At 70.5% G+C, this 6,077-nt stretch carries 7 protein-coding genes; 2 read left to right on the top strand and 5 right to left on the bottom strand.

The features are described 5' to 3' along the window. A partial coding sequence (locus R6V09_RS43460) for a helix-turn-helix domain-containing protein (protein ID WP_317887000.1) occupies positions 1–308 on the top strand: 308 nt, incomplete at its 5' end. 80 nt (positions 309–388) lie between these two features. Then, on the top strand, positions 389–1,177 hold the full coding sequence (locus tag R6V09_RS43465) for a phosphatase (protein ID WP_317887001.1): 789 nt from the start codon (positions 389–391) through the stop codon (positions 1,175–1,177). Positions 1,178–1,185: 8 nt separating this feature from the next. Here the strand turns inward: R6V09_RS43465 and R6V09_RS43470 are convergent, their stop codons facing one another. The 5 genes from R6V09_RS43470 to R6V09_RS43490 all read right to left on the bottom strand — a co-directional run bounded on the left by R6V09_RS43470 (position 1,186) and on the right by R6V09_RS43490 (position 5,842). Further along, a complete protein-coding gene (locus tag R6V09_RS43470) occupies positions 1,186–1,863 on the bottom strand; it encodes a maleylpyruvate isomerase N-terminal domain-containing protein (RefSeq protein WP_317887002.1) in 678 nt (225 codons plus the stop codon). Between the two features lie 43 nt (positions 1,864–1,906). Further along, a complete protein-coding gene (locus R6V09_RS43475) occupies positions 1,907–2,878 on the bottom strand; it encodes a cation diffusion facilitator family transporter (protein ID WP_317887003.1) in 972 nt (323 codons plus the stop codon). 4 nt (positions 2,879–2,882) lie between these two features. Further along, a complete protein-coding gene (locus tag R6V09_RS43480; protein WP_317887004.1) occupies positions 2,883–3,755 on the bottom strand; it encodes an acyl-CoA thioesterase in 873 nt (290 codons plus the stop codon). Positions 3,756–3,790: 35 nt separating this feature from the next. Further along, a complete protein-coding gene (locus R6V09_RS43485) occupies positions 3,791–4,948 on the bottom strand; it encodes an acyl-CoA dehydrogenase family protein (RefSeq protein ID WP_317887005.1) in 1,158 nt (385 codons plus the stop codon). Between the two features lie 291 nt (positions 4,949–5,239). After that, positions 5,240–5,842: an SACE_7040 family transcriptional regulator gene (locus R6V09_RS43490; RefSeq protein WP_317887006.1), complete on the bottom strand. Its 603-nt coding sequence runs from the start codon at positions 5,840–5,842 to the stop codon at positions 5,240–5,242. Positions 5,843–6,077 lie beyond the last annotated feature (235 nt).

Below are 6,077 nucleotides of genomic sequence, written 5' to 3' on the forward strand. Positions count from 1 at the left end.
CGACCCGCGCCCCGCTGGTCCGGCACGGCGCCTCCGGCCGCCCCGGTCTCGCCGGACTGGTCCCCCACGAGGAGGCCGAGGCACACGCCCGTACCCTCCTCGCCCCGCTCGCCGCGAGCCCCGCGCTCACCGAGACCCTGCGCACCTGGCTCTCCCTGCACGGGAGTTGGGACCGTACGGCGGTCGCGCTCGCCGTGCACCGCAACACCGTGCGGCAGCGGATCGCCCGGTGCGCGGCGCTGCTGGACGCGGACCTGGACGATCCGGACGTCCGGATGGAGTTGTGGTTCGGCCTGCGTCATCTGTGAGCGGGCGGGGGTGAGTGATCCACATCCCAGCGTTCGGGACGTCGGGCACCGGCACAGCCCGCTGCTCCACAATGGGAACCATGCCGATACCCGGGACCCCCAGCCGCGCCGAGCTCGTCGATCACCTTGTGAAGACCCGTATCGCGGGCGACGTAGCCACCCCCCGCGAGAACAACCTCTCCCACTACCGCAAGCTGGCCAACGGCGACCGCCACTACTGGTTCGGCCTGGAGCTGGGCAGCCGCTGGTCCGACGAGCAGGACGTGCTCGCGGTGATGGCGGAGCGGGTGGGGGTGAACGACGATCCCGAGTACCGCTACGGCCAGGACACCATCGACCCGGAGCTGACGGTCGCGGCGCTCGACCGCCTCGCCGCGCGGCTGCGCAAGGCGGCCGACGGTCAGCAGCGGGTCCTCTTCGCCACCGGCCACCCGGGCGGTCTGCTCGAAGTGCACCACTCCACGGCCGCCGCGCTGCGCACGGCCGGCTGCGAGATCGTGGTGATCCCGGAGGGGCTGCAGACGGAGGAGGGGTACGTCATGCAGTTCGCGGACGTGGCCGTCCTGGAGCACGGCGCCACGCTGTGGCACACGCACTCCGGCGAGCCGATGAAGGCGATCCTCACCGCACTGGAGCGCGAGGGCCGCCCGCTGCCCGACCTGGTCGTCGCCGACCACGGCTGGGCGGGTTACGCGGGCCGTCACGGCGTCGACTCCGTCGGCTACGCGGACTGCAACGACCCGGCGCTCTTCCTCGCCGAGTCCGAGGGCACCCTCCAGGTGGCCGTCCCGCTCGACGACCACGTGGTCAGCCCCAGGTACTACGACCCGATGACGGCGTATCTGCTGGCGGAGGCGGGGCTGAGCTGAGCTGGGACTCAGATCCCGGCGATCGACCTGGGGGCGCGCTCGGCGCGGGCGAGCCCTCGTACGACGTCCATCACCCCGTGCCGCCGGACCGCCAGGCGGGCCAGCAGTTCGACGACCGGGGCGGTCACCCGCTCGGGGAAGTCGGGGGTCGGCAGCCCGACACTGCACGCCAAGTCGTCGGCGTGGACGACGAGTTCCATGAGCCGGGTGACCAGGAGGTCGTCGAGTTCGAGGGACCAGTCGCCCCAGGAGGGGATGTGCACAGGGCGCGAGGCGGGCGCCTTCGGCACCTCGGTCCGCAGCAGTACGAGTGCCTCGTGCACGCGCGCGTGCAGTGCCGCGTGTCCGTCCGCGGCCGTCGCTTCGCCGCCCTGCCGGATCCGTCCGCTGACCGGCGCGTCGGGGTCGGCGTCCAGCCAGATCACCCGCTCCAGGTAGTACTCCCGCAGGGGGATCACCGGTTCTGTCGGTACCGGCTCGGCGAGCAGTCCGGGCAGGGCGAGTTCGGGCCAGAAGAGGTGGCCGGACAGCCCTCGGACGCTGTAGTGCTTCAGCGCGCTCGGCCGGTCCCAGGCGGCGGCGACGGCGGGGTCGGCGAGCAACTCGGCGGTGAGGTCCGCGGCCTGTGCGAAGGCCTCCCGGATCCGTCCGCCCCGCCAGTTCCACGAATCCTCGGTGACCGTCATGCCCCCATCCCACCGCGCCGGACGAGACGACTCAACTCCCTTTTCACGACCAGGGGTTCAGCCCCTCAGCCCGCCGCTGCGCATAGCCCGGCGTCGGGTCCAGATAGACGCGGCTCACCGCAGGGAACGCCTCCCGCAGTCGCTGTTCGGCCTGTTCGCAGGCCCACTCGATCTGGGCGGCCGTCGACCGGTCCCGGAAGTCGATCTTCGCGGCGACCAGGGCCTCGCGCGGGCCCTGCACGAGGGTCGTCAACTCCAGTACGGCTTCGATGTGTTCGACCCCGAGCAGCTCCTCGCGGATGCGGTCCCGCATGGCCTTGGGGAGCGGGCGTCCGATGAGGAGTTCCGCGTTGGAACGGCCCAGCACCCAGGCGACGTAGAGCAGCAGGAGGCCGATGCAGAGGGACGCGATGCCGTCCCAGACGCCGGAGCCGGTGAGCTGGCCGCCGAGCAGGCCGCCGGCCGCGAGGACCAGGCCGACCAGGGCGGCGGAGTCCTCCAGGACTACGGCCTTGACGGCGGTGTCGGGGGTGTAGCGGAGGTAGCGCTTGAAGGAGGCGTCGAAGCGGGCCGCCTCGCCGCGCGCCTGGCGTACGCCCGTCCGCAGGGAGTAGCCCTCCAGGAGGAAGGCGACGCCGAGCACGATGTAGGAGATGAGCGGGTTGCCGAGGTCCTCGCCGGCGACCAGGGTGTGGATGCCGTCGTAGATCGAGAAGACCGCGCCGCCGACGAAGGTGGCGACGGCGGCCAGCATCGCCCAGATGTAGCGCTCGGGGCCGTAGCCCAGGGGGTGTTCCTCGTCGGCGGGTTTCTCGCTGCGTTTGAGGGCGGTGAGGAGGAGGAGTTCGGTGACCGTGTCGGCGACCGAGTGCGCCGCCTCGGAGAGCATCGCGCTGGAGCCGCTGATGACGCCTGCGACCGCCTTGGCCAGCGCGATGCCCAAGTTGGCGACGGCCGCGACAATTACGGTGACGGTGGACTCGCCGCCACCGTCACCCTCCTCTGTTTCTGCCATGCCCTCAGTGTTCCCGAGGAACCCGGACCACGCCCTCCTGAATGACCGAGATCGCCAATTGCCCGTCCTGCGTGTAGATCCGGGCCTGCCCGAGCCCACGCCCGCCGGACGCCGACGGCGACTCCTGGTCGTAGAGCAGCCATTCGTCCGCGCGGAACGGCCGGTGGAACCACATCGCGTGGTCGAGGGAGGCGCCTACGACATCTCCTACGGCCCAGCCGCCGCGGCCGTGCGCGAGGAGGATCGAGTCGAGGAGCGTCATGTCGGAGACGTAGGTCGCGAGTACTACGTGGAGGAGCGGGTCGTCGGCGAGCTTGCCGTTGGTGCGGAACCAGACCTGGGAGTGCGGTTCGCGGGGCGTGCCGAACCGGCCGTACGGCGGCTCGTCGACGTAGCGCAGGTCGATCGCCTCGCGGGCCTCCAGGAACTTCTCGACGACCTCGGGGGCGAGGTGGTCGTAGCCGCTGAGCCGCTCCGCGGAGGTGGGCAGCGTGACCGGGTCGGGGGCGGCGGGCATGGGGGCCTGGTGCTCGAAGCCCTCTTCGTGTTTCTGGAAGGACGCGGAGAGGGCGAAGATCGGCTGTCCGTGCTGTACGGCGACGGTCCGGCGGGCGCTGAAGGAGCGGCCGTCGTTCATGCGCTCGACGGTGTAGACGATGGGCGCGCCGGGGTCGCCGGGGCGCAGGAAGTACGCGTGCAGGGAGTGGGCGAGGCGGTCCTCGGGGACCGTACGCCCGGCGGCGACGAGGGCCTGGGCCGCCACCTGTCCGCCGAAGACGCGGGGGACGACGGCGGCCTGGGACTGACCGCGGAAGATGTTCTCCTCGATCTGCTCAAGGTCGAGCAGATCGAGGAGAGACTGAAGTGCCTGACTCATGGCACCTTTTCTACTGGCCGGTAATTTCGGGGACCTTACAGGCCCATGTCCTTCGCGATGATCGTCTTCATGATCTCGCTGGTGCCGCCGTAGATGCGGTTGACGCGGTTGTCCGCGTACAGGCGGGCGATCGGGTACTCGTTCATGAAGCCGTAGCCGCCGTGCAGCTGGAGGCAGCGGTCGATCACGCGGTGCGCGACCTCGGTGGTGAACAGCTTGGCGCTGGCGGCCTCGGCGGGCGTCAGCTCACCGGCGTCCAGGGCCTCGGTCGCGCGGTCGACGACGGCCTCGGCGGCGTCCACCTCGGCCTGGCAGGCGGCCAGTTCGAACTTGGTGTTCTGGAACGCGGCGACGGGCTGGCCGAAGACCACGCGGTCCTGCACGTACTGCTTCGCGAACCGGACGGCCGCCTTGGCCTGCGCGTAGGCGCCGAAGGCGATGCCCCAGCGCTCGGAGGCGAGGTTGTGGCCGAGGTAGTAGAAGCCCTTGTTCTCCTCGCCGAGGAGGTCCTCGACGGGCACCTTGACGTCGACGAACGCCAGCTCGGCGGTGTCGGAGGTCTTCAGGCCGAGCTTGTCGAGCTTGCGGCCGACCGAGTAGCCCTCGGCCTTGGTGTCCACCACGAAGAGGGAGATGCCGTGCCGGCGGTCCTCCTTGGTGGACGCGGCGGTGCGGGCGCAGACGATCATGCGGTCGGCGTGCACGCCACCGGTGATGAAGGTCTTGGCGCCGTTGAGGACGTAGTGCGTGCCGTCCTCGGAGAGCTTGGCGGTGGTCTTCATGCCCGCGAGGTCGGAACCGGTGCCCGGCTCGGTCATCGCGATGGCCCACATCTCCTCGCCGGAGACGAACTTCGGCAGGTACTTCTTCTTCTGCTCGTCGTTGGCGAGCAGCTTGATGTAGGGCAGGCCGAGCAGCACGTGCACACCGGAGCCGCCGAAGGAGACACCCGCGCGCGCGGTCTCCTCGTAGAGGACGGCCTCGAACTTGTACGAGTCGATGCCCGCGCCGCCGTACTCCTCGTCCACGCGGATGCCGAAGACGCCCAGCTCGGCGAGCTTGTAGTAGAACTCGCGCGGCGCCTGGCCGGCGGCGAACCACTCGTCGTAGACGGGGACGACCTCGGCCTCGATGAAGGCGCGCAGGGTCTCCCGGAACGCCTCGTGGTCCTCGTCAAACACCGTACGGCGCACCGCCGCCACCTCCAGCTAGCTCAAGGATCCGTTTCTAAGCGCTTGCTCAGAACATCACGGTACCGGCGAGTAGGGGGAGCGTCCAGCGGAACGGGCACGTAACGCTCGTCACGCCGTCGCTCCGCTCACCGCCCCGCGCTTTGCCCACCCACCCGCCCGACTCGGCAGGCCAAGCTGTCCCGACACGGGGCTCCGCCCCGGACCCAGACACAGTTGCGGCCTCGGCGCCGGCCCCGGCCCGCCCTCCGCGCCTACGGCGCCCGGGCCCCGCCAGGCTCAACTCCCACCCCCTCACCCCGCCGAAGCCGCCGCCGCGAACGCCCCCCGCGCCATCCGATGCAGCAACTCCGCCGTAGCCCCCCGCCCGGGCAACGATCCCGGTCGCCCCAGATGCGGAGTCGAGTTGAGCAGCCCGAACACCGAGTGCACCGCCGACCGCGCGCTGGGTTCGGCCAGGTCCGGGTACACCTCCCGGACGACCTCCACCCACAACTCCACGTACTGGCGCTGGAGTTGACGCACCAGCTTGCGGTCCGTGTCCCGGAGTCGGTCCAGCTCCCGGTCGTGGAGCGTGATCAGGGGGCGGTCGTCCAGGGCGAAGTCGATGTGGCCCTCGATGAGGGAGTCGAGGAGCGACTCCGAGGAGGTCACCCCCTCCGCCTCCGCCAGCCGCCGCTTCGCCCCCGTCAGCAGCTGGCCGCTGATGCCCACCAGCAGCTCCGCGAGCATCGCGTCCTTGCCCGGGAAGTGCCGGTACAGACCGGGGCCGCTGATACCCACCGCGGCGCCTATCTCGTCCACCCCGACGCCATGGAATCCCCGCTCGGCGAAGAGGCGCGCGGCCTCCTTGAGGATCTGCTCGCGGCGGGTGGGGGCGTCGGTTCTCGTGGTCATGAAAGCAATTCTAGACAGGGAGGTTAGCGCTCGTTAACCTGAAGGAAATGGTTAACGCTCATTAACAGCCGAGAGCAACCGATCGCTGTGCGAGGGGACCCACAGAATGCAAGAGGCACCGGAGCTGACGAGCGCGGCAGACCCCGCGTCGGAGGCGTGGCGGGCCAACGAGGCGGCGCACCGCGCACTGGGCGAGGAGCTGCGGCAGAAGCTGGCCGCGGCCCGGCTCGGCGGC

Source organism: Streptomyces sp. W16 (assembly GCF_033194735.1).
In the GTDB taxonomy this organism is placed as follows: Bacteria; Actinomycetota; Actinomycetes; order Streptomycetales; family Streptomycetaceae; genus Streptomyces.

Excerpts from the sequence above, each read along its gene's own strand:
- R6V09_RS43475 (WP_317887003.1), bottom strand. The coding sequence starts at position 2,878 with ATGGCAGAAACAGAGGAGGGTGACGGTGGCGGCGAGTCCACCGTCACC.
- R6V09_RS43470 (WP_317887002.1), bottom strand. The coding sequence starts at position 1,863 with ATGACGGTCACCGAGGATTCGTGGAACTGGCGGGGCGGACGGATCCGG.
- R6V09_RS43465 (WP_317887001.1), top strand. The coding sequence starts at position 389 with ATGCCGATACCCGGGACCCCCAGCCGCGCCGAGCTCGTCGATCACCTT.
- R6V09_RS43480 (WP_317887004.1), bottom strand. The coding sequence starts at position 3,755 with ATGAGTCAGGCACTTCAGTCTCTCCTCGATCTGCTCGACCTTGAGCAG.
- R6V09_RS43490 (WP_317887006.1), bottom strand. The coding sequence starts at position 5,842 with ATGACCACGAGAACCGACGCCCCCACCCGCCGCGAGCAGATCCTCAAG.